This is a genomic window from Wolbachia endosymbiont of Kerria lacca (assembly GCF_051602725.1).
Taxonomy (GTDB): domain Bacteria; phylum Pseudomonadota; class Alphaproteobacteria; order Rickettsiales; family Anaplasmataceae; genus Wolbachia.
In genome coordinates this window covers 1,161,038-1,184,658 of sequence record NZ_CP192272.1, presented here as the reverse complement: position 1 = coordinate 1,184,658, position 23,621 = coordinate 1,161,038, and the positions used below count along the sequence as shown (strand labels likewise).

18 protein-coding genes and 1 rRNA gene are annotated in these 23,621 nt (G+C 33.6%); 1 reads left to right on the top strand and 18 read right to left on the bottom strand.

What is annotated here, in order from left to right; genetic code table 11:
* Positions 1-3: 3 nt before the first annotated feature.
* The 16 genes from ACQ4M0_RS05535 to ACQ4M0_RS05460 form a co-directional block, all read right to left on the bottom strand.
* A complete protein-coding gene (locus ACQ4M0_RS05535) occupies positions 4-1,737 on the bottom strand; it encodes a hypothetical protein (RefSeq protein ID WP_438456356.1) in 1,734 nt (577 codons plus the stop codon).
* Between the two features lie 564 nt (positions 1,738-2,301).
* Positions 2,302-3,258 (bottom strand): IS5 family transposase, encoded by a 957-nt coding sequence (locus tag ACQ4M0_RS05530; protein ID WP_213863789.1) that lies wholly within the window; start codon positions 3,256-3,258, stop codon positions 2,302-2,304.
* 16 nt (positions 3,259-3,274) lie between these two features.
* Complete coding sequence (locus ACQ4M0_RS05525) at positions 3,275-4,144, bottom strand: molecular chaperone DnaJ (RefSeq protein ID WP_438456355.1); 870 nt, start codon at positions 4,142-4,144, stop codon at positions 3,275-3,277.
* Positions 4,145-4,200: 56 nt separating this feature from the next.
* Complete coding sequence (locus ACQ4M0_RS05520) at positions 4,201-6,480, bottom strand: AAA family ATPase (RefSeq protein ID WP_438456354.1); 2,280 nt, start codon at positions 6,478-6,480, stop codon at positions 4,201-4,203.
* 297 nt (positions 6,481-6,777) lie between these two features.
* Positions 6,778-8,004: a DEAD/DEAH box helicase gene (locus ACQ4M0_RS05515; RefSeq protein WP_438456353.1), complete on the bottom strand. Its 1,227-nt coding sequence runs from the start codon at positions 8,002-8,004 to the stop codon at positions 6,778-6,780.
* 34 nt (positions 8,005-8,038) lie between these two features.
* The gene (locus ACQ4M0_RS05510; protein ID WP_007302456.1) at positions 8,039-8,290 is read right to left on the bottom strand and encodes a cold-shock protein; all 252 of its coding nucleotides are present in this window, start codon (positions 8,288-8,290) and stop codon (positions 8,039-8,041) included.
* Positions 8,291-8,464: 174 nt separating this feature from the next.
* Complete coding sequence (locus ACQ4M0_RS05505) at positions 8,465-9,799, bottom strand: TldD/PmbA family protein (RefSeq protein ID WP_438456352.1); 1,335 nt, start codon at positions 9,797-9,799, stop codon at positions 8,465-8,467.
* A gap of 18 nt (positions 9,800-9,817) precedes the next feature.
* Positions 9,818-10,690, bottom strand: a complete 873-nt coding sequence (atpG, locus tag ACQ4M0_RS05500) for an ATP synthase F1 subunit gamma (protein ID WP_007302454.1) — start codon at positions 10,688-10,690, stop codon at positions 9,818-9,820.
* A gap of 166 nt (positions 10,691-10,856) precedes the next feature.
* Positions 10,857-12,077: a tetratricopeptide repeat protein gene (locus tag ACQ4M0_RS05495; RefSeq protein WP_019236883.1), complete on the bottom strand. Its 1,221-nt coding sequence runs from the start codon at positions 12,075-12,077 to the stop codon at positions 10,857-10,859.
* On the bottom strand, positions 12,074-12,805 hold the full coding sequence (locus ACQ4M0_RS05490; RefSeq protein WP_007302451.1) for a hypothetical protein: 732 nt from the start codon (positions 12,803-12,805) through the stop codon (positions 12,074-12,076). Before ACQ4M0_RS05490 ends, ACQ4M0_RS05495 begins: the two co-directional genes overlap by 4 nt.
* Positions 12,798-14,027, bottom strand: coding sequence for a lipoprotein-releasing ABC transporter permease subunit (locus ACQ4M0_RS05485; RefSeq protein ID WP_007302450.1), 1,230 nt, complete (start codon positions 14,025-14,027; stop codon positions 12,798-12,800). The genes ACQ4M0_RS05490 and ACQ4M0_RS05485 overlap by 8 nt, the downstream gene beginning before the upstream one ends.
* Positions 14,028-14,143: 116 nt before the next feature.
* Entirely contained in the window at positions 14,144-15,445 is a 1,302-nt protein-coding gene (locus ACQ4M0_RS05480; protein WP_438456351.1) for a sugar phosphate nucleotidyltransferase, read from the bottom strand.
* A gap of 118 nt (positions 15,446-15,563) precedes the next feature.
* Positions 15,564-16,796, bottom strand: coding sequence for a hypothetical protein (locus ACQ4M0_RS05475; protein ID WP_438456350.1), 1,233 nt, complete (start codon positions 16,794-16,796; stop codon positions 15,564-15,566).
* Positions 16,797-16,872: 76 nt separating this feature from the next.
* Entirely contained in the window at positions 16,873-17,238 is a 366-nt protein-coding gene (sdhD, locus tag ACQ4M0_RS05470; protein ID WP_012481986.1) for a succinate dehydrogenase, hydrophobic membrane anchor protein, read from the bottom strand.
* The gene (gene sdhC, locus ACQ4M0_RS05465) at positions 17,235-17,606 is read right to left on the bottom strand and encodes a succinate dehydrogenase, cytochrome b556 subunit (RefSeq protein WP_012481985.1); all 372 of its coding nucleotides are present in this window, start codon (positions 17,604-17,606) and stop codon (positions 17,235-17,237) included. Before sdhC ends, sdhD begins: the two co-directional genes overlap by 4 nt.
* 102 nt (positions 17,607-17,708) lie before the next feature.
* Positions 17,709-19,212, bottom strand: a 16S ribosomal RNA gene (locus tag ACQ4M0_RS05460).
* Between the two features lie 153 nt (positions 19,213-19,365).
* Here ACQ4M0_RS05460 and ACQ4M0_RS05455 point away from each other — a divergent pair.
* The gene (locus ACQ4M0_RS05455) at positions 19,366-19,983 is read left to right on the top strand and encodes a hypothetical protein (protein WP_438456349.1); all 618 of its coding nucleotides are present in this window, start codon (positions 19,366-19,368) and stop codon (positions 19,981-19,983) included.
* Between the two features lie 709 nt (positions 19,984-20,692).
* Here ACQ4M0_RS05455 and ACQ4M0_RS05450 read toward each other — a convergent pair.
* Together ACQ4M0_RS05450 and rpoD are read right to left on the bottom strand one after the other, a co-directional pair.
* Positions 20,693-20,836: a hypothetical protein gene (locus tag ACQ4M0_RS05450; RefSeq protein ID WP_029237693.1), complete on the bottom strand. Its 144-nt coding sequence runs from the start codon at positions 20,834-20,836 to the stop codon at positions 20,693-20,695.
* Positions 20,837-21,612: 776 nt separating this feature from the next.
* Positions 21,613-23,511, bottom strand: coding sequence for an RNA polymerase sigma factor RpoD (gene rpoD, locus ACQ4M0_RS05445; protein ID WP_264376177.1), 1,899 nt, complete (start codon positions 23,509-23,511; stop codon positions 21,613-21,615).
* Positions 23,512-23,621: the final 110 nt, after the last annotated feature.

Here is a 23,621-nt window from a genome sequence, read left to right as displayed (position 1 = left end):
TTGTTAGATGTGCAAAGGAAGATCTTTTTCACTTATCTGCTTAATAGATTCTACAGAATATTCAGAATATAGAAAGTAAGCCAGGTTCAAAACGCACAGTGTAATTAATATCGGTAACCCTATGTTTAATGTTAGACCGATACTTTTCCTTTTTTCTGTTGGCACCAATTCCTTTAAAATTGACACTTTTCCCAGCGGCAAGTGCCATAGCCAGAGTGCTGATATAGAAGCTGCTACTAAAAATAGACAAAGATAAGTCTCTTTCGAGGAAAATACAGTTTTTAATGGTGATTTGAGCCCAATATTAGTAGGCAATCGAGTTTTAGCTTCATTTGTTTTTGGTAAATGTTCTACAGCTTTGCTTGGCAAAATTTCATGAGAAATATTTCGAGGCTGTGGAGAAGATTGTATAGGAATGCCCGAAACTAATTTGAGCAATTGCACTGTTTTTCTATATACTTGCTTTTGTAAGTATTCTTTACCTAGAAGTGAGTTATTAGGAGGTTGTGGCCTTTTGAGTACCTCTAGCACTTCTGATATCTCATCTGATTCTAATACTTCATGTAATTGTTTATCTTGAAAGTAAACAATATTAAATATTAAGTTGAAAATATTGTGAAATGTCTCTGGGTCTTGATTTTTATATCCATTCATCACTTCAATAAATATTTCATCGAGTTTTTTTTCTCTACGCTCAATCTGGTTATCTATCATAGCTACTCTAGCATCATTTTGAGCTTGTTTTACGATAGATTGTTTTTCTTCTTCTGATAGTTCTTGAGCTTGCTTTTTTGACTTCTTTTTTCTGTTAGTTTTAAAATAATCTGTGTGCGACCTGGTTTGACCTATATCCCGCTCTGTTTCTTGAGGGACTAAATTTCCTATACTACCCTCTGTTATCCGAGTGGCTGACACTGGTTCTTTCTCTTCTTGGTCAAGTGCTGGAATAACACCAGGTGGCATATTGTTACTCTGTATAGAAAATTTGGGCAGTTGTGGGAAAAAGAATTGTGCCGTATTAAAAAAATTGAATGGCTGAAAAAGAGACCTAAACCAGGAAATATTTTCATGCATTGCAGCAACAATTACTGGTGCACGTGTAATTTGCTTTCTGTTACTTGCTATATTGTAGCCAAACGAACCTTGCACAATTTGTTTATCTTGCGTGTTTCTTTTTTCAATCACATTTTCGTTTTTATTTTCAGTTTCTTCTATTTGTAATGTATCTTGACTTTGCTCCTCACTTTTGGCTTTTTCTACATGTTTTAGCTGCTTATTCAAGAATATCTCGATTTGTTGCAAGCTATTGAGGTTGATGTTTTTAACGTTTGTTTGTAGCGTTATCGTTATGCCCTGCATGAGGATTTGAATTGGAGCATTATTTATGAATTCTTCTACAGTTTTATTAGCTTTATGGTAGTTATTATATAATTCTTCACTTTCTTTTGCTACTTTTATATTGGCTGTGAAGTTTTTCTCCTGAGAAAGGCTGGTTTCAAAAAAGTCAATCAAATGTTTTATTTGAGGTAATATTGTATTAGGGTTTACCTCTGTCAGTAGCTTGAGCTTAAATGAAAACTCTTGCGTATCACTTGTAATATTTTTTGAGCGAATGGTGCTAATCTCCAGCACTTCATTAGAAAATGCTTTACTTATTTCTTTAGATCTATCCTTAAAAAACTTAGGTAAACCCTCAATTTCGTATTTTTTCTTAGTTTCTATGTTACTACTATGCATGAGTAAATTTTTTAATGTAGAGTGAAATAAAAAACATAATTAGTCAATAAATTAATAATTATAGCACTCTTACATAATAGTAGCGTGTTGGATTCAATAAGAGCAGAAAAAGTTACTTTACAAATCTCATCAATCTTCTTATCATAACAATAAGAGTGTTTATCCTTGTTTTTAATCTCTGCAGATTTAACAACAAAATTCAGTAAAAAACTCAGGTATATATTGGCAGATTACATAAAATTATAGCGGCTGCATGTCTTTTTTATTTTTTCTACATTCAGCCAAAACGCGCTTTAAATAAGCGTTAGCACATTATTACAATGCCGATTTACATTATTATAGGGTCAAAACTCACTACTGGGGGATTCTTTTGCCTTTTTTTCGCTTGGTGAATTTTTTAATATTCTGGATTAGTTAGTAGTCCTATAGAGATAGCACTTGATGCTGGAATTCAGGAATTTTTTGAGCACGAAAGTTATGCTAAGTTTTTATTGTTAAGTAAAGGCTGGATCCCAGTGGGCTTTGTTGCACAGCTCTTCGGATAGTGGGTAATGTATAATAAATTCATGAAGCTATATCAAACTTAGCCATGCCTATTTCAGTAAATTTGTTAAGCAAATAACACTTGAGTAGCAGTTCCTTCTCACGATTAATCTCAGATTTATTCCTAAAACTAAATCCAAATATTTGCTTCAGTCGCGAGAAAAAACTTTCTATATAAGATCTCTTCCAATAATTTATCTCTTTTTTCCACCTCTTCATACCATCTTCATCATATGACTTTATGAGCTTGATTGTAGAATTTCTCTCATTCATATAATCCAACTTTGGATGCTCTACTGCATTATTTTGCGGAGGAATCCTTGTCTTTATGTCAAGCTCATCGCACAGTTTGTATAACTTCTTTCGATTATATGCCCTATCTGCATATATCGTGCTTATGTTATACTTGGTATCCACTCTTTCAATAAGATCACAGGCTCCATAGTGGTCGGAATAAACTCCACTACTGTATTTTGCAGCTATAACTTTTTTACTACCTATCTCTAGCATTACATGTAGCTTTCTTGTTTGCTCATAGCGGCGATACTTTCTATCTGTACCATTTGCCTTACTATGGCCTGGAATATTATTGTAGATGCTGATACCTGTACTATCTATAGCAATTTCAATATCTTCCATATCGTTCTTATCAACTCTGCAGTCGTTGATTTTGATATTAAGCTTTTTAAACCTTCTTGAAGCCTGCGAATAGCTGATAATTTGCAAAATTTTCCCTATTTGCTCAAGATATTTCTCTATAAATCCCACTGTTTGCCTAAGACCAATCCTGAATAGATAGGTTATTATGTGAATTAGAATCACTACTTTGTCGCTGTAGACATTGTTGCCACCTGCTACTTTTGGACTATTTTCGTACCAATTTTCAATGGCATCGTTGATATAATGAAAAACATTTCCCCTTTCTTGAAGAAATTTGTTATATTCATTGCAGTTACTGACTTTCATTCTTATTGGCATATTTTTCCTTTGTCGGCTAAATATCTATTTTATAACAAATTCCATCAGTAACTGCCTGTTCTTTCCTTGAGTGGTGCAACAAAGCCATACAGTATTCACCATATAGTTCAAAAGCTTTCACAAAAGTCCTAAGTAAAGCAATAAGTAATAAATCTAATGCTAAATTAGCTATTAGCATCGTTCCATATTGAACAGGCCAGCCATTTTGTGCAACTTCCGACATTAAACTGCATACAGCAAACGCTGCTGATATACATATTACATAATTATCAGCAGCAATAAGTAGATTGTATCTTCTATTTAACCTATCTAGATTTCCTTCTTGTGAGCCTCTTTGTTTACTTGCTGCATAGATAATACTACAAAAGGATATAATAAATAACCATGGCCAAACTCCAATGCTGAATGCATAAAATTTATAAGCAATATTTTGCACTTTGCCACTGTTAGCAAGTTGTGATAAGCAATATTTGACTTGAGGCGACGGACCAAGTACCACATTTGCTAATATAAAAAATAAACATGCTCTATTCACAGCTTTCTCTCTACGCAATAGAATCTCATTGATTCTCCTTTGTTTTTCCTGCACTTCTCGCTGTAATGTTATAGATATGCCAGCTGCTTTTAAGTCGTTAAGATATTTCTCTAGCTTATCTTTATCTGCACTAAGTTTTTTAAACTTTTCTTCAGCTATTTTTTTCTCTTTCTCTCCTACTACTTTATCAGGGTGACATTTTAATGAAGCTCTTCTAAAGCGCCGCTCAACTAACTTAAGTACATCATCAAACTCCTGGCTTATTACTTCTTCCGCTTTTATTCCCAGCCTTGAAAATAAATTCCGTAAATCTTGATTACTGTAATATTGATTTCTGGTTAAACTTGCCACTATAGCCTCATTAAAAAATAGTGACTATACTACAAATTTAATACTCAAGCAAGAATTTAAACTATATCAAAAGCAATTCCGTGTTTACCAATATAAATCCTTAATTTCTTTCCTTTAATTAATCGACGATTCAGTATTTCTTCAGCCAAATGACTTTTTATCTCTTTTTCAATCAGCCTCTCTATTGGGCGTGCTCCCATTTCTTTGCTATAACCTGTTTGCGCAAGATAAGACTTTACTTCTTCTTCCACTGAGCAGCTTATACCCTTTTGCACAAGTTGTTTTTTTAATTCCTGAATAAATTTATCCACAATGTGCAAAATGACATCCGCATCCAAATCAGAAAAGGAAATGACTGCATCAAGACGATTACGAAATTCGGGGCTAAAAACCCGTTCCATTGCTTTTTCGCTGTCACTGATGTTAAAGTTTTTATACCCAAAGCCAATAGAACTTTTGTTACGTTCAAATGCCCCTGCATTGGTTGTCATAATTAAAATCGTATTGGAAAAATTAACCTTACGTCCGTAAGTGTCTGTAACACAACCATAATCCATGATTTGTAGTAATATATTATAAATATCACTATGAGCTTTCTCAATTTCATCAAGAAGTACTACGCTATATTGATTATTAGATACAGATTCTGTAAGCAATCCACCTTGGTCGTAACCCACATATCCAGGAGGGGAACCAATCATTCTAGATATTGTGTGAGGTTCCATATACTCAGACATATCAAACCGAATAAGGTTCATACCCATATTTTGTGCTAGCTGCTTCGCAAGCTCAGTCTTACCTACACCAGTTGGCCCTGCAAAAAGATACTTTGCCAAGGGTTTATTGTAACTTCTCAGACCAGATTTAGCAATTTTAATAGAATTAACGAGAAACTCTATCGCTTGCTCTTGACCAAAAATGGCCCTATTGAGATTTTCTTTCAAAGATTTTACTCTTTGCATATCATCAAACCCGCAAGGTACGTTTGTAATCCTAGCGATAGTACTCTTAATGTCTCTACTGTTTATAATTTTTCGCCTGCTTTTTTGTAACTTACAATATGCCCCTGCTTCATCTATAACATCAACTGCTTTATCAGGTAATATTCGCCCAGTAATATACTTGTGTGAAAGTTCAGCTGCAGATTTAATGGCATGTTTCGTGTAATATACTCCATGATACCTTTCATAGTAATGCTTTATACCATCTAGTATCTTTACTGTATCATTAATAGAAGACTCTTTTACATTAATTTTTTGAAACCTCCTTGCTAATGCTTTATCCTTTTCAAAGCTATTGCTATATTCTCTATATGTAGTTGCACCTATACAACGCAACGCACCTCTTGCAAGTGCAGGTTTGAGCAGATTGCCAGCATCAAGAAAGCTGCCACTTGTTGAACCTGCTCCAATAATAGTGTGTATTTCATCAATGAAAAGAATAGCGCCAGGTTTTGCCTCAATTACTTTTATTATAGATTTTATTCTCTCTTCGAAGTCACCTCTATAGCGTGTTCCTGCAAGAAGTGATCCTAAATCCAAAGCATAAATTATGCTGGATCTCAGTGCACTCGGAACACTACCTTCAATAATTTTCAATACCAAGCCTTCAACTATTGTTGTTTTACCAACACCTGGTTCTCCGACATATAAAGGGTTATTTTTTCTGCGTCTTAGCAAGATTTCTATAGTGCGATTTAATTCATAATCACGACCAATGACATAATCTATTTTTTTGCTTCTTGCATAATCATTTAAATTTCTACAATAATTTTGTAGAACTTCTTCATCTTTTAATAATTCACTTTTATTTGCTACAGTAGAGATATCGTTATTCTTATCAAGTTTTATCTTGCGATTAGTTACATATTCTTCTATATCACCTGAATATTTTATATTGGATATGTTATAAATCAAATTAGAATCCTTTGCATTCTGTTTGCATAATAGCTCTTCAATGTATAAATCTTGCTCAGACAGAATCTCTAATAGAATACTTGCTCCATTTATTTCTTTTCTTCCCAGACGATGAGCTCGTATCATGGCTTTATGTATTATGCGTTGAAATAGCACATCAGGCTCAACTTTATTGACAGTTAATTCGGAGTTGTCTTGTAAAAAACCTTTTGCATTATTACCACGATCATTCCTTAATATAATATTATCTATATTTATGATTTCACCAGCTCTGATGTTACATCTTGATAAAACATAATTTACATCCACATCTTTGATTAATGCTAGCAACAAATGTTCCACTTTTGCATATTTAAGCTTACAATCAGAAGCAATCTGTAACGCTCTATTTAAACTTGCCTCTAAATTTTTAGAAATCATCTATTCTCTTTAAAAGTGTAAATTTATATATAATTAGTAGCACACAATTATTAAAAAAACTGAAATCTAGCAGCTCGTTGTAGCCAAATTGAATTAAGCTACAGATTATAGTCCACACAGCCTAACATTATACCGTTGTGATAATCTCAAAACGTTATAAGCAGCAGAATTAAGATTATCAAATTGTAGGTAAATCTAATTTGGGCTAGCTATATATTCTTTCTACCATCCTCCAATCACTTCACTTTGCAGCAAGTTTACTGGAGTTTTTAAAGAATAGAAGAATAGTTAAGTACATTAATACGCTTTTTCTAGTACTCTGCTTTTCTTCTTAAATACATTGATCTTTTTTCTACCGTATTTAGCCTTTAACGTACTTGGCCTTTTAAAGATCTTTTTGCTGTTACGTTTTTGAGATTGCATACTACAATCAAAATTTGGCTCTCCTTCTTTATCTGCTAGTGCAGGCAGTCTTCTCTTATCTTGAGGTGTAACAAAAGATAATGCAAATCCTTCAGCTCCCGCACGTGCAGTTCTACCTATACGATGAACATAATCAGCTTGCGATTGTGGTACATCATAATTGATAACATGTTGAATGTGCGGAATATCAAGACCGCGAGAAGCAACATCTGTTGCAACCATGATTTGATTGCGGCCACGACGAAAAGAATCAATGACTCTTTCACGCTTGTGCTGCCTTAAATCACCATGAATTGCCAAAGCGCTATAGTCATCTTTGTGCAATTTGTCAGCTAGCTGATCCGCTCCTCGCTTTGTTTTGACAAAAATAATGATTGATCCTTTGCGCTGACATAATTGTGTAACAAGCTTGCCATATTTTTCTGATTCTGATGCATAAACAACTTCTTGTTTAATTTTTACAGAAGTTGTAGCCTGGCAATCGACAGAAATACGCTCTGGTTGATTAAGATATTTTTCAGTAAGTTTTACTATTTCTCCAGGAAGAGTTGCAGAAAACATAAGAGTTTGCCTTATTTTAGGCAAATGCTTCATAATTTCTTCAATCTGAATTCCAAAGCCCATATCAAACATACGATCCGTCTCATCAAGCACAAGAATACCAACATTCCGAGTAACTAAAGTTTTACGCTCAATATGGTCTATAATACGACCAGGAGTACCTATTATAATTTGTGGTTTTTTCTGAAGCTGATTTAGCTGCCTAAAAATAGGCTCGCCTCCGATCAACAAAGCAACTCTTAGTAAAGAACTTTGAGATAAGAGTTTTCTTATCTCACTTGTTACCTGATGAGCAAGCTCTCTGGTTGGCACGATGACTAAAGCTGAACCAATGCTTGGCTCATTCATCAATTTAGCAACCAGTGGAATAGCAAACGCTAAGGTTTTTCCAGTTCCCGTTTGAGCAGACCCAAGAATATCTTTGCCCTGAAGAGCTAGAGGAATCGCTTGCACCTGAATCGGGGTTGGAACACAAAGATTATTTTTACTTAGAGCTTGCCTAAGCAAAGTTGGAAGCCCCATTTCATGAAAATTACTCACAATACATTACCCTATTAAAAAGCTTCACGATAGACTAATCTTCCAATCTTAAATTTATTGCAGACTTTTTATCTTCTCCGTTCCTACCACGCTCTTCTTTAAGCTCATAACTTACTCTTTCCCCTTTCATTCCTCTCTTTTTATCCTCTCCTCGAAGTTCATCAGGTCTTATTCCTGAACGTTCTAATGTACTAACATGTACAAAAACGTCCTCACCTTTACCTTCTGGCTTGATGAAACCATAGCCTTTTTCAACATTAAACCATTTTATATTACCAAATTCCATATGGATAACTCCTAAACTACTAACTAACATTATTAATGTGATGAAAAACTTTGAAATTACGATTTAGAATGCTTTAAGCTTAGTTACTGCAACTAAACTTCTATACTCCATAGTCTATTCTTAACATTACATAGTAATAGTACACAATTATTGTACTTAATGCAACTAAAATTTTTAATCACTAAGTGAACCTGCTACTGTCATTTCGCTAACTTTAATCGTTGGTGAATTAAACTGCCCACAGAAAGTTAGGTCATTTGCAACAACTAAATTGCTAAACATATTTTTCAAATTGTCGGCAACAGTAATCTCGTGTATTGGATACGTTATTTTACCATTTTCTATAAAAAATCCGCATGCACCTTGACTATAATCGCCATTGATTAAATTAACACCAAAACCAAATAAATCAGTTACATATATTCCTTCTTTTACTTCCTCAATTAATTCCTTAAACGATCTATTACCATTTTTGAAATAGAAATTACTAGCTGAAGGAATAATTGCAGCATTACTTGCACGAGTTGCATTTGCGGTCGTTTCCAAGTTTAATTTCCTAGCCGAATATAGATCTAAAATCCAGTTTTGCAGTACTCCATTTTTTACAAATTCATTTCTTCTACTCATTATTCCTTCCCCGTCAAACGGTCTTGATGTTATACCCCTTGGTAACAATGGGTCATCAATAATGCTAATCTCAGTATTAAAAATTTGATTATTTAAACTATTTCTCAAAAAAGAGCTATTATTTACAATATTGCTACCATTTATGGCAGAAGCAAAGCTCTTTACTAGCTCTTTTGCTGCTCTTTTTTCAAAAACAACCGGAAATTTGCCTGTCCTGATTGTACATGAACCCAATTGATCTATTGCTCTTTTTGCTGCTTCTTTCCCTATTGACTCCGGTGTTTTTAAATCACTGAAGTTGCATGCTACATCGTAATCGTAGCCTATTTTCATTTCATTCTTTTCTCCAGCAACAACAGAAACCTGATTAACAAAAGTTGACTTACTAAATGAACCAACAAAACCAGAAACGGTTGATAATACTGTATTTACTGAAGTATGTGAAGATGAAGCTCCTTCGGAATTAATAATATTTTTATGTGCAAGAGCTGAATTTTCTGTAGCTTCAGTAATTTCTTTTAAGTTATCAATTGTTACAACATTATTATCTGAGATATTTAAATCTGCAGAAGAGATATAATTACTGCCATCTACAGCAAAACTAATATAAGGATCTTCCTGGGCATTCTTTGCCATTTCCACCACTTGGCTCACTGCACTACTAAGATTATTCAAATCGTTTGTGGAAATATACGCAGCTTTGTTCTTACCTGCTATAGCTCTAATTCCGACAGTACAGTTTTTAGATTGTGATATTTGTTCAATTTTTGATAGACGCTGAGAAACCGAGGTCTTATTAGTTTCATATATTGTAACTTCTGCGTCTTGATTCTGCTTTTTTATTAGTTTAGTGATATCTGCTGCAACATTTAATATATTCATTTTTCATTCCTTGAGTTTCTATAAAGATTCTGCACCACCTATAACTTCAATCAAATCAGTTGTAATTGCTGCTTGACGAGAACGATTATAAAGTAATGCTAGTTTATTTAGCATTTCTTTTGTATTTCTGTTTGCTGATTCCATAGCAACCATCCTAGCACTATTTTCACTTGCTGCACTTTCAAGTAAAGCAGAATAAAGAGAAGCTGTAACATAATCTTGAGTCAAAGATTTTAAAATAAACTCAATATTTTGTGGTTCATACTCATAGCTGTAATCTGTTAGAGGACTAACTACAGAATTATCAATTAATAATGAGTCTTTACTCCATGGTTTTATTGTTTCTAATATTGGCTTTTGCATGAAGGTATTATAGAATTTACTGTAAAAAACCTTAACTTTATTGTATTTACTTAGATCTATATCACTAACCAAGGCTTCCACACGCTTTAGTGTGATTCCCTTACTATTTTCAACCTTCAAGATATTTTTAGAATTAAATCTATTTTTGCCTGTCTCAAAAGCTTTCTTACCAAAAAAAACAATGTCTACTTTCTTATCATTTGCAATTAATTTGTTTATATGCTCCTGACTAAATTTAACAACAGAGGAGTTGAAGCTGCCACATAAACCACGATCAGATGCAATAATAAATACTAGGAAAGAATCTTCATTATTGATATTTAGAATTCTTGCTAGTAATTCTTGATCCGCTGATAGCGCTAGTGAAGAAATAATGCTATGCAGCTTAGATATATGCAATTTTGAATTTGATAATTTCTTTTGGCTTTGTAATAATTTTGCTGCAGAAACCATTTGCATTATTTTCGTGATTTTCTGCACAGACTTAATATTTTTAATTCTTAAGGATAATTCCTTTAAGCTCTTCATTTTATATATAATTCTAATTTATTAAAATATATAACTGGTAATGTCTAAAAACAAGTTTTTTTGACATTGGAATCAAACCTAACTAAGAAACTCACAGATTTACTGTTTTGAGATAAAGATTATATTAAAGCAATCTCGATGTAAAAGTATCACACCTTATGGAGTCTTATAATATAAGGTAAATACAATTAAGACTATTGCAACTTGAGCACTTATAATCCCATTGCTTTAGCTCTTTATTACAATCAACACATTTCCAACCTGGATCAGGCACAGCTTCTGAGTTCATCTTATTTAGCCAGTAAATTGCTTGATCATACTCTTGTAGCATAATCTTGAGCTGTACCATAACAAGGTAGATTGATATGTAATTAGCTTTTTTCATAGCAATATCTAAATGCTGACTTGCAAGATCATATTTCCCTAAGCTAATTGAAGACAAAGCAAGCAAGCAATAACTAAAATAATAATCAGGGCGTAAGTTATATAGTCTTTCAGCGCCTTTATTATTTAACTTGATATACATTCTAGCTGATTGAGGAGTAGGATTTACTCTATACTCTTCCTCTAATACTGTGGAAGCTTTTCTGATTTTTTCAAGCTTGATATATAATTCTGCCTTTAAATAATTGATGGGCTGAAAAGTTGCATAATAACTTTGTGCTTTAGCTAAATAATCTATAGCTTTGCAAAAACTTCCTTTACTTTCGTATTGCTTTGCTAAAGCGCAATAAAAAACCGCTAACATCTTTTTACGATCAAAGGGAAGAAAAATATTGAATTTGATAGCTTCCTTTAACTTTGAAATTGCATTTATCCAATCTTCTTGCAATATACAATGCTCTATTTGAAAGGGAATAGACAAAATTTTATCATTAATTGAACTAGAGCAATATTCTATAAATTTTTGAAAGACTAACCTTTCTTGCTTTAGGTGAATAATCAGTTTATTGATCAGAAGTAGAGCTAAGTTGCGATTTTTACTTGCAATACTCGTTAAATTATGGCTGAAAAAGCTGTAATTTCCCGTTTTACCTGAATTAAAGAGCTTTACTAAAGATAATTTATCACTTTCTTCATTTAGATTTTTAATTAGCTTATTGGTGTTCTCTATATTACCTAAATCTAAGCTAAAGAAAGCTTCAAAGAGAAGCAATTCTTCCCTACTTCTTCTTCTATTTTTTATGTTAGCAAATGTTGATGAAATAGAAGAACAAAAACGTGCAACTGCAATCAATAAAAATAATAAGACTACGCAAGCAAGAATAACGAAATATAGATCAATACTTATAGTGTAATTGCCTAATTCCAATTTTATTACTTCACCACTTACCTTGATCCATATGCCAAATAAAAACGAAAAAGCAAAAATTATAAAATAAATCATGAGATGTATTGTAATAAGTGACGATATATTATTGAAGTATTCTTGAAAGCTACAATAAAATCATTCAATTTATTAAGCCATGGTTTGAATTCTGGGTATGTTAAGTCACTTATTGCGGTGGCTATGCTCTGCCAATCATTATCGCTTATTAATTCTTCAATTTCCGCAAGCTTTAACCTGAGTGGATCACTACGATCATCTATCTTGATCCAATTTGAAATGATTTTTTTAAACAAGTTACTTTTATTGTAGTTAATAACAGTCATGTTCTTCTCAAAAGACAATTTCAACCCGCATAAAGTATCTACCTCTTTCAAATTTTCCAATTCATTGACTGCATTTTCTATTTCTGGATCGTCAAGCTCTGATATCAAAGGCTTTATTGAATTTATATGATTATCAAACTTGGCTTCTTGCAATAACGAATTCTTCATCTTAATCACAAGTAGCAGCAACTTTGCGAGGTTCTTATGTCTTGAACTACCGTCACCTTGCTCACATTGAGTGTGCAGATTTCTCTTTAAATCAAATATCTTTTTCTCTACCTTAATTTGATTAACTTCAAGCAACATTTTAAGTTCATCTATCTTTTCCGTTACAATACTTATACTATTTTCACTCTCTTGCTGATTTATTTTAAAAAATATTATGTTATTTATTGTAATATAGCTAACAAACAACAATATAATTAAGAACCAACCTATGCATTTTCTCCAAGTATCATTCATAACGTAATATCTCCACAGGATCTTGAGCAGCTGCTTGTAATGCAGGAGGAATTGTCGCTAAAAATGATAAGAACAATGCAAGTGCAGAAATGTTAATCACATCTTGAGAGACTAATATCACTGGCAAACTTGAAAAAAAGTATATCATAGGATCAAACAGTTTGATGTTGGTAATGTTTTCTAAAAACACTCTAATACTTTCAATATTGAGAGAAAAAACAACCCCTATAATAGAGCCAAGACAAGTTCCTGTAAAACCAATCAGCAATCCACAAGCACAAAATATGCGCATAATGCTTCCGCTTGTTGCACCAAACGTACGCATAATTGCAATTGCAGATTTCTTTTCTTGCACTATCATCATCAAATTTGAAACAATATTAAATGCTGCTACAACTATAATTAAAGTGAGAATTAAAAACATCACATTTCTTTCAGTCTTTAAAGCATTAACATAATGGCTTTGCTGAGACTGCCAACTTTCAGCTCTCATTCCTGTTTCTTTTGCTATAGCGTTTGCTAGCTTATTAGCCATAGCAATATCATCTACAAACACTTCTATATTTCTCACATTATCTTTATAATTAAAAAAAGCTTTAGCTGACTTTATGGGCATATACATTAAGGTATTGTCGTACTCAAACATACCCATATCAAATATTGCTACAACTTTATATTCTTTCATTTTTGGTATTTCACCAGACAGTGCATCAAATCCTTCAGGTGATATAAGCATAATGTTATCACCATAATCAATATTCAAAGCTTCTGCTAATCTTGCCCCTATTATGATACCTTCATCGAATTTTTCCACGTTACCCATAATTACATTATTCTTAACGATAGTATTATTAAGTAAGTCTTTAGTTGACACACCACGGACTACGCTACCCACAATTCCACTATTTGCTGCAACGATCACTTGATCATTGGTCATAGAAGTAGCTTTTAATACACCTGGGATTTTCTCAATAGATTTTAACACTGCGTGGTAATCTGAATTTATGCTTCTATCAAAGTAAACATTAATATGACCATTAATGCCAAGTACAGAGTCGAGCAGCTTTGCTCTGAACCCATTCATTACAGACATTACTACTATTAGCGTTGCAACTCCAAGAGCAATACCAATAATAGAAAACAAGGCCATTATAGAGCAAAATCTAGAATTCTTTGCTCGCAAATAGCGAATAGCCATAGTAAATTCAAAGGCAATAGACATTATACTAAGATTTAAATATCATACTTTTTATGCTTCATATAACTGTAATTTTTCCTTTACCTCAAATGAGGTTGTCTAAATTTAGCAAGCTTATAGAATATATTCAATGTTCTATATTAAGACCTTCCATATATATCGTCCAATCTTACTATATCATTATCAGATAAAAACTTTCCTACCTGAAACTCAACTATCTCAAGAGGAAATCTTGTACTTTTATTCTCAATTTTATGAAACACCTTCCTTGGAATCTCTACTACATGATTTTTTGTTATAGCATATGTTTTGTCATCTAAACTCACGCATCCAACCCCTGATAGTATTATATGGTACTCATCTCTATAGTGGTGAAATTGCTTAGAAGTGCAGCTCAGTGGATTTATAAAAAGGTATTTTATAAGAAAATCCTTGCCCATTAAAACTACACTATAAAATCCCCATGGCTTAACCTCTTTCCTTATTGGCTTTACTTCCTTAACTTTATTAATGAACAACATTAGGCTCTTACTTGGCCGTTTATAAACTCTACCTAGTAAATTTTTTGCATCATTTTCTGTCATCAAAACTGGCTCTCTTCCTTTGATTACAGCTTGAAACGACTCAAAATTCTTATTAAATCTCTTACTTAACTCTAAAACTGAACCCCAAGTGCCAACATCCATCCAATCGAAATTGGCTTCTATCATTACAATATTTTCTGCTTTTTCTATCACTAGGTGATCAATAGATGTATCACCCATTCCTGAACAATTTTGCTGTTCTAAATACAGAAATCTCTCTCGTGATACAAAATGCTTCATACTTTCACAACATAAATTATAGAGAGTCGGAGCAATTTTTTTTATCTCATCTATATAGCGTTTTGCTCTAAACACAAATATTCCAGAGTTCCAATAATGATCGTTACTTACCTTACGCTCGGGTTTTTCTGTAAAATCTTTTACTATATGACATTTTTCTTTCTGACCATATACTGCATTTATATAGCCGTATTCAGAATTGAATTCATGAGGCTTTACCCCAAAAGTGACTATAGAGTCAGTTTCAGAGGCTAGCTTAGACGCTTTCTCAATAGAAACATAAAAACTATTCAAATCACCTATAAAATGGTCTGAAGGCAGAACTAAGATTGTCTCGTTCCTATCGCAGAGAAGCACAGCAATTAGTATTGCTGCCGCTGTCCCAATTTTAACTGGTTCAAAAACTACTTTACATTCCTGTAATGCATGTAATTCCTGCATCAATAATGACTCATATTGTATATTTGTGGTAATGATGGGTGGCATATAATCGCCTTTTAGCCTCAACAAAGTGTTGTGAAACATAGTATTCTGACTAAATATTTTCTGAAATTGCTTTGGCTTAGATAGAGGCCAAAGTCTGCTGCCACTACCACCACACAGTATTACAGGGCGCATTTAATTAAGATATTAATTATTTGATTAATATCTTATACTAACGGCAAAATGCATGCAAGTTTTTATTGTGAGATGATTAAAGTAAAAAGTAATTTAAAGTGATGGTTGACTACGAGCATTATGGAATCCCTACATTTCGTGATGAGTCTTGTCTTCTTTCTATCTCTCTATCAATATGAGGAGTGCTGCTTTTTTGATTAACGGCTGCAGCTATTTTTTTATCAGTTTTGTTTTGCGGCTTCTCCTTTAAGCTTTCTCCAACACCTGGTTCTCTGGATTTATCTATACTTTCACTACTTTTATTCAGCGCCTTTTCCAAGTCTCTTTCAATACCTAGACTTCTAGCGTCAAGCTCATCCCATGTGCCCACTATACTGAGTGGCTTATGATCCTTCTGCTCCGGCTTTAGCCCTTCTTCACCTTTAATAATATTAAAGTCACTTTTTGCCTCTTTCCAACATTCTTTCAATTGGTGTTTCGACATAGTAAGATAAGCATTACCATACTTTTTCTCATTTTCTACAAATAATAAAATTGGAACCTTAAGTATTGTAGCTCCCATATTTACTAAATTTTTTACTACCACTGCAGGAGTGAAAAAAAGATAACCAAAAGATTTTGCAACTCGATTTTTTCTAGCTATCAAATTCTCTCCTAATTTCATAGGAATAAAAGTCAGCATTCTAGCACAAATCTTAGCTAAACCCGCAACAAAAACAATAGGAACAGATATCAGACTTTTATCTAGCTCTAGATTACCATCCTGATCTCTAATTTCTGAAAAATGGGTGCTTAGCTTCTTGTAATCACTAGCGTATAGTAATTTTCCATTTCTTCCTTTTTCATCTCTATCTTTCTCATCAACTTCTCCCGTGTCATCATTGATGAAGCAGCCTTTTTTAGCAAGAAAAGAGGAATTAGTTAGCTCAAACTTATCATCTTTTTCCCGAGCTTCAAAAATTGGAATATGTTTTTCAAGATCAATTTTTGAAAACCCAAATGGTTTATAGTAGCCACCATAATGCTTAACATCCTTGTTTTTTTCCCGATTAACTAAAAAGTCAATGGTAAAATAGGACCTATCATCCGTTTTCTCGACAAGAGCTAATTCAAAAGTTTTCTTGTCATACAAAAGTTTATATATAGTCTCACCATTACTATTCTTACTTTCTACAACTTTCCCAGATTTCACAATCTGATCGTAATTCTTTGGATATTTGCATTTTCTTCCATCTGTATATGTCATTACCTTCCTAAGATCCTTGACATAAATTTGAGATTCAGATGAAGCAAATAAACCTTTTGCTTTAAGCGTAAAGTCTGCTACTCCTTTTTTTAACACTCCAAACATGTTGTCAAACCAAAATCACTATAGCTCAATAATAAAATTAGTAAACTAATAATATACTAACACAGAACTAACAATTTTACAAGAAAATATGCCTATAAAAGAAAAAAGTCGTAAAAGCAAGGACTATATAAGTAATGCTTGATAAGTATTTTATGCATGTAATTGTAAAAATCCTTAGAAGTACGCTGTCTATATAATCTTCACACACTACCTGCATTCCAAGAACTGCATGCCAAAAAATGCAAAACACCAGTATAACAAAAAACAAAAGCTCTAGTGGATGATTAATAGCCTGAAATAATTTTTCATTAAAAGATAAAGGGCTATCAACATAAAATGTGCAAGAAAATGAGTAAATAAACCAAGGAAATAAAAATAACAAAATCACCGCAGAAACACGCTGGATCCACCAATGATGTACTGAATTTACAGATTGACTCATATAAATATAAAAGCCATAGTAGAAAGAAATAGCATTATTGTTAGTAATATAGCACTTTTTAAAACACTAGCAATTTCTAAATTAAGCCCAGCATCCCACAATAAATGACGAATACCATTGAGAAAATGATACATAAAGCTTACAAAGCATAAGATATAAGCTAATTTAGCAACAGGAGTGAACAATAATGCATTTAAGCACCTTACTATAATTAACTTAGGGGAGTAAACATATAATATAAAATACCAAGAAAGTATGATTAATAAAAGAAATAGCAAGATACCAGTCAATCTATGCATAATAGAAAAAAAACTAGTAACTTGTACTTTATATATTTGTAAATGTGGGGAAAGAGGCCTGTTACTCATAAAATTTCGTTATCGAGAAATTAAAAAATAAAGTAGAAGTAAAGACAGCAGTATAGTACATAATGACACTATTATTTGAAATGGTGAATTACGTACAAAGCCTAAGGAGGTAATCCAGCTGCAGATTCCCCTACTGCTACCTTGTTACGACTTCACCCCAGTCACTGATCCCACTTTAAATAACTCCTTCCTTGCGGTTAGGCCATTAGCTTCGAGTGAAACCAATTCCCATGGCGTGACGGGCAGTGTGTACAAGACCCGAGAACGTATTCACCGTGGCATGCTGATCCACGATTACTAGCGATTCCAACTTCATGTACTCGAGTTGCAGAGTACAATCCGAACTGAGATGTCTTTTAGGGATTAGCTTAGGCTTGCGCACCTTGCAGCCCATTGTAGACACCATTGTAGCACGTGTGTAGCCCACTCCATAAAGGCCATGATGACTTGACATCATCCCCACCTTCCTCCAGCTTATCACTGGCAGTTTCCTTAAAGTACTCAGCATTACCTGATGGCAACTAAGGATGAGGGTTGCGCTCGTTGCGGGACTTAACCCAACATCTCACGACACGAGCTGACGACAGCCATGCAACACTTGTGTAAAATCCGGCCGAACCGACCCTATCCCTTCGAATAGGTATGATTTTCATGTCAAGAAGTGGTAAGGTTTTTCGCGTTGCATCGAATTAAACCACATGCTCCACCGCTTGTGCGGGTCCCCGTCAATTCCTTTGAGTTTTAATCTTGCGACCGTAGTCCCCAGGCGGAATGTTTAACGCGTTAGCTGTAATACAGAAAGTAAACTCCCCATATTTAACATTCATCGTTTACAGCGTGGACTACCAGGGTATCTAATCCTGTTTGCTCCCCACGCCTTCGCGCTTCAGCGTCAGATTTGAACCAGATAGACGCCTTCGCCACTGGTGTTCCTCCTAATATTTACGAATTTTACCTCTACATCAGGAATTCCTCTATCCTCTTTCAATCTCTAGATTAATAGTTTTAAAAGCAATTCCAAGGTTAAGCCTCGGGATTTCACTTTTAACTTATTAACCAGCCTACGCGCCCTTTACGCCCAATAATTCCGAATAACGCTAGCCCTCTCCGTATTACCGCGGCTGCTGGCACGGAGTTAGCCAGGACTTCTTCTGTGAGTACCGTCATTATCTTCCTCACTAAAAGAGCTTTACAACCCAAAGGCCTTCTTCACTCATGCGGCATGGCTGGATCAGGCTTTCGCCCATTGTCCAATATTCCCCACTGCTGCCTCCCGTAGGAGTCTGGACCGTATCTCAGTTCCAGTGTGGCTGATCATCCTCTCAGATCAGCTATAGATCATTGCCTTGGTAGGCTATTACTCCACCAACTAGCTAATCTAATATAGGCTCATCTAATAGCAATAAATTTTTCCCCCGTAGGGCGTATACGGTATTAGTTGCCGTTTCCAACAATTATTCCGTACTACTAGGTAGATTCCTATACATTACTCACCCGTCTGCCACTAAGTTATACCATAGCAAGCTACAATATAACTCCGTTCGACTTGCATGTGTTAGGCCTGCCGCCAGCGTTCATTCTGAGCCAGGATCAAACTCTCAAATTTAGACTTCAACCTATAAAAGGTTGAGGGTACATCGGATAAATCCGACAAAAAATAATTTAGCTTAATACTGCTGTCTTTATTTCTACTTTAGAAATATTTTAATCTCCAACTATTCAAACAACTCTAAGAATATTATTATGTGATATAATCACTATGTCAATATGTTTTTGCAAATCAAAAGCATTAATGTATAAATATATAACTATTTGGAATATTACCATGAAAAAATACATCTTTCTGCTTGCACTCGCGCCAATGTTAGTTGGCATCACATTATACTTATTGCGCAACATTGATAACACAAAACAATCTATAACTGCAGGTGACAGGTTTTACGAAGTATTATTCTTAAAAAAAGATAATAAGTCACTGCTAGAAGAAACAGATTCAAATTGGGAGTATTTAGCAAATTTTGAACGCGCATTCAATCATATCTCAGATTCAATGCCAACAGACACAGCATCTATTATTTATAATGATTTGGCAGACGATAAAGATGCTCCTGATGTTTTGCGTGAGTTAGCACAATACTTAGAAGTAATGAGCTTACTTCACTCCAGCGGTGAAAAAACAAATAGAGATAAAATTAGTAATTTAGAATCAAATGCAGTGTACCCTTATTCAAGCCAAGAAGCTATCGCTATAGTAAAGATACACAGTAACGACATTAAAGGTGCAATTGAAATATTGCATTCATTATTAAATGATAGAGAATGTCCGACTCTAATCAAGGCCAATGCACAAGAATTACTTCGGATATACGAAAACTAAAAAACTTGCTTGCATAACAATTTGGCAGCGCATCTGATGAAATAAAGAACTTTACTTGACAAACCTCCCTATTTTATTATGGCACTAAAAGTATTTATGACTCAAAATTTGTTTTTGACTGTAGGATCAATCACAAAATCCAGTAAAAACTTAGGTGTTTATTGGTAGATTACGTAAAATTATAGCGGTTTTTTAAATTTTTTCTATACTCAGCCAAGTCGCGCTTGTTAGAACATTATTACAGCACCACTTACAGTAATATAGAGTCAAAATTTCACTACTCAGAGGTTCCTTTTACCTTTTTATTTAGTAAGACTTCTCTATATTTATAGTTAATATATCAAAGAATAAACTTCACTCGCAGAATGTCATTCTAGCACTAAAATGACAAAAAGAGGATAAAATCGCAATAGCTATGTATCAAGCACCGTTGTATTTTCTCTATATTTTAGATTACTTTGTTTACCCCCCTCCCTTTACCATTCAGCTACGCAGATAGTTACTACAAACCGTAAAGATGTTTAAAAGAAATCTAATTTTTTATCAACTCATACATTTCATTACCAACTTCACAATAAGGTTCTGCAGTTGGATAAAAATAATCAAAAAAGAAATAATCCTTTAGTATTTCTGTGCTGCATCCAGAATTATAGTAAGTATCAAGCCTTCCTTTAAATATCAACAAGAGTATCTTTATACTTTTTCCAAATCACCCTCCCCCAAACTGGTCTACGATGTTTGATAGGTATGCATCTCGATCATTTAACCCTTTGCTCTTATATTTACCAAGCATACTTTTCATTTTAGAATTAAGATCGAATGCTTTTATTTCAAGATCTGCACCTTTCTTCATATAATCTAAATCATTAGCTAATTTTGTATTGAAACTCTGTGTAAGCTTTGCAGCCAGCTCTCTTGCTTTTCGTCTTTATTAAAGCTAGTATCAAACCAACCTCAGTCACATTTGCAACAATCACATGCTTTACACCATATTCATTTAGAACCAAATGCATTACATATTTCACTAACCGCTTTATTTCAATACTTTTTCTGCTTTAACATTGTTATAAGCAGTGGCACCCATAATATTATTTCCTCGATTATAATGAAAAATAAAATCTCCTTTACCTACGTCTGGATGATGTTTAATTACTGCGTTTAGCTGATTAACTAAACGAAATTTATTGAGGAAATAAGAAAAAATAGGGTTAAGAATTTCAGATGCTGTTGCATATAAAATCGCATAGTTATGACCTTACTGTTCATAGTATCGATCAAAAAATGAGCATCTCCATGATGACTTAAATTCTTCTAAACCTAAATACCTTGCTACATATTCAACAACAGTAAGGCCATTGCTAAAAATCCTCCTTAATAAAAAGGGGCATTAAGTTTCACGTTTCTTACAAAGGATAAGTTATTAAAATTTCAATAATTACACCATTATCAGATAAACTATCACCCAGAACACAAAAATTTTTACACTTTGAATTAGAGTTATTCTTTTCATTTGCCATAACATTCAATATCTAATCATACTGCTCTATGAAGCCTATAAAAAAAGAAAAATAGGGTAAAATTATAGAACTTTGGCTGAATTTTACCTATTTTTTGAGCAGCCCTTCTGCCTTAAAAGAAACCTCTAAGTTTTTTAGCACGGCTTGGATGTTTCAACTTACGTAGTGCTTTTGCCTCTATTTGCCTAATTCTTTCACGTGTAACATTAAAAATTTTTCCTACTTCTTCTAAGGTATGCTCCTTTCCATCTTTACCAAGGCCAAAGCGCATCCTTAGAATTCTTTCTTCTTTTGGTGTTAAAGTTGCAAGAACATTGGTCGTAATGCCACGCAAGTCGGCAAGTATTGCAGCATCCTCTGGTTTAGAAACTCGCTTATCTTCTATACAATCACCGAAGGTACTACTATCATCCTTTCCTGTTGGAGCTTCAAGACTTACTGGATCTCTTGCTATTTTCATAACTTTACGTATTCTTTCTATCGGCATTGCCAATTCTATACTTAATTCCTCTAATGTTGGCTCTCTACCCATTCCATGAGTCATCTTTCTTAATGCTTTATTGATTTTACTGATAATTTCCACCATATGAACTGGTATTCTAACTACTTTAGACTGTTCAGGTATTGCCCTAGTTATTGATTGTTTTACCCACCAAGTACCATAAGTCGAAAATTTATATCCACGTTTGTAATCAAACTTATCTACAGCCTTCATAAGACCAATATTGCCTTCTTGTATCAAGTCAAGTAGATCAAGTCCTCTTTTTGAATACTTTTTAGCAATTGAAACCACTAGCCTTAAATTAGCCTTTATCATCTCTTGCTTTGCTTCAGAGACTTCTCGTTCGTGTTTTTGTATTCTCTTGATTAGCTCCTTAAACTCTTGTACTTTATCTCCTTGTACATAACTCTTAATATTTCTTAAGGCACTAGCTATATATTCATAGTTATCGTTTATAAACCTTAAGAATTTATTTTTTAATTCACCTGTAAAAAGGGAATGATTTTCATTCTTCTTTAAAAGACTGATTTCGCTCAATTCGTGCTCTAAAAGCACAGCACAATAAATATTATAGAAACTTTCTCTATCAATATCGTACTTTCTAGCCTCAGTAATAAGATTAGCTTCTTCAAACGTGATTAGTCTATTTATTTCGTAAAGTTTTTGTGTAATTCTGGCAATAGCAGCATCACTAAACTGAATTTGTAATGCTACAGACCATATTTGATTATATAAATTTTCTAGCTCATTAGAGAAATCTTTAGAATTTTTTTTCAATACCAATGCTTCATTTGTTAAAGTAATGATCTCATCCAATGCTGTGATAACCTTTGGCAATAAATCACTTTCCATTTCAAGAACAGAAATGTTTAAATTCGCTGAACTTATATCTTCACTCTCATTTCCCTTTTCATCGTTGCCTTTTTCCTCATCATCAACATAATCTTTAACATCTTCAGCTTCACTTTCTTCTTTGGCTACCATATTGAAATCAGAGTTATAAATTGCATCTAGATTTATCATTTCTCTCAGCAAAAAAGTTCCCCCACTTAAATCATCACGCCATGTTTTGATCATGTTGAATGCCACTGATGTTTCAATTATTGCACGTAACATGTTATGCTTTTCAGATTCAATTTTTTTTGCTATCTTAATTTCATCTGCTCGTGACAAAAGCTTTACAGAGCTCATATCTTGTAAATAAATCCTTACTGGATCATCATTTTGCACTAAAGTTGTAGTAGTATTCAACGATGTCTCATCATCATCAAGCTTATTACCATCATCATTAGAAGGAGCTTCTTCCTCATCTTCACTACTTTCGAGTATGTTAATTCCAGAGTCTTGCAATAAAGCTATAGTATCATCTATAAAATCAGGTGGAAAACTTTCATCTGACAACTTATCATTTATATCATCAAAAGTGATAAAACCGCCCTTTCTTATACTTTTGGTTACAAGATCTTTGATGATCTTTTTCCTATCTTCCGTACCATTAATAGTTGACATCATTACCTTTACAGTTTATAATTTTATTTCTTATTTATCAAATAAACTTACAATTAGCAAGCTTATAGTTTTATTCTTAATTTATAGTTACTTGCTACTTCATATAGTTT

Excerpts from the sequence above, each read along its gene's own strand:
- ACQ4M0_RS05535 (WP_438456356.1), bottom strand. The coding sequence starts at position 1,737 with ATGCATAGTAGTAACATAGAAACTAAGAAAAAATACGAAATTGAGGGT.
- ACQ4M0_RS05530 (WP_213863789.1), bottom strand. The coding sequence starts at position 3,258 with ATGCCAATAAGAATGAAAGTCAGTAACTGCAATGAATATAACAAATTT.
- ACQ4M0_RS05520 (WP_438456354.1), bottom strand. The coding sequence starts at position 6,480 with ATGATTTCTAAAAATTTAGAGGCAAGTTTAAATAGAGCGTTACAGATT.
- ACQ4M0_RS05510 (WP_007302456.1), bottom strand. The coding sequence starts at position 8,290 with ATGGAATTTGGTAATATAAAATGGTTTAATGTTGAAAAAGGCTATGGT.
- ACQ4M0_RS05505 (WP_438456352.1), bottom strand. The coding sequence starts at position 9,799 with ATGAATATATTAAATGTTGCAGCAGATATCACTAAACTAATAAAAAAG.
- atpG (WP_007302454.1), bottom strand. The coding sequence starts at position 10,690 with ATGAAGAGCTTAAAGGAATTATCCTTAAGAATTAAAAATATTAAGTCT.
- ACQ4M0_RS05495 (WP_019236883.1), bottom strand. The coding sequence starts at position 12,077 with ATGATTTATTTTATAATTTTTGCTTTTTCGTTTTTATTTGGCATATGG.
- ACQ4M0_RS05490 (WP_007302451.1), bottom strand. The coding sequence starts at position 12,805 with ATGAATGATACTTGGAGAAAATGCATAGGTTGGTTCTTAATTATATTG.
- ACQ4M0_RS05485 (WP_007302450.1), bottom strand. The coding sequence starts at position 14,027 with ATGTCTATTGCCTTTGAATTTACTATGGCTATTCGCTATTTGCGAGCA.
- ACQ4M0_RS05480 (WP_438456351.1), bottom strand. The coding sequence starts at position 15,445 with ATGCGCCCTGTAATACTGTGTGGTGGTAGTGGCAGCAGACTTTGGCCT.
- ACQ4M0_RS05475 (WP_438456350.1), bottom strand. The coding sequence starts at position 16,796 with ATGTTTGGAGTGTTAAAAAAAGGAGTAGCAGACTTTACGCTTAAAGCA.
- sdhD (WP_012481986.1), bottom strand. The coding sequence starts at position 17,238 with ATGAGTCAATCTGTAAATTCAGTACATCATTGGTGGATCCAGCGTGTT.
- sdhC (WP_012481985.1), bottom strand. The coding sequence starts at position 17,606 with ATGAGTAACAGGCCTCTTTCCCCACATTTACAAATATATAAAGTACAA.
- ACQ4M0_RS05455 (WP_438456349.1), top strand. The coding sequence starts at position 19,366 with ATGTCAATATGTTTTTGCAAATCAAAAGCATTAATGTATAAATATATA.
- ACQ4M0_RS05450 (WP_029237693.1), bottom strand. The coding sequence starts at position 20,836 with ATGAAGAAAGGTGCAGATCTTGAAATAAAAGCATTCGATCTTAATTCT.
- rpoD (WP_264376177.1), bottom strand. The coding sequence starts at position 23,511 with ATGTCAACTATTAATGGTACGGAAGATAGGAAAAAGATCATCAAAGAT.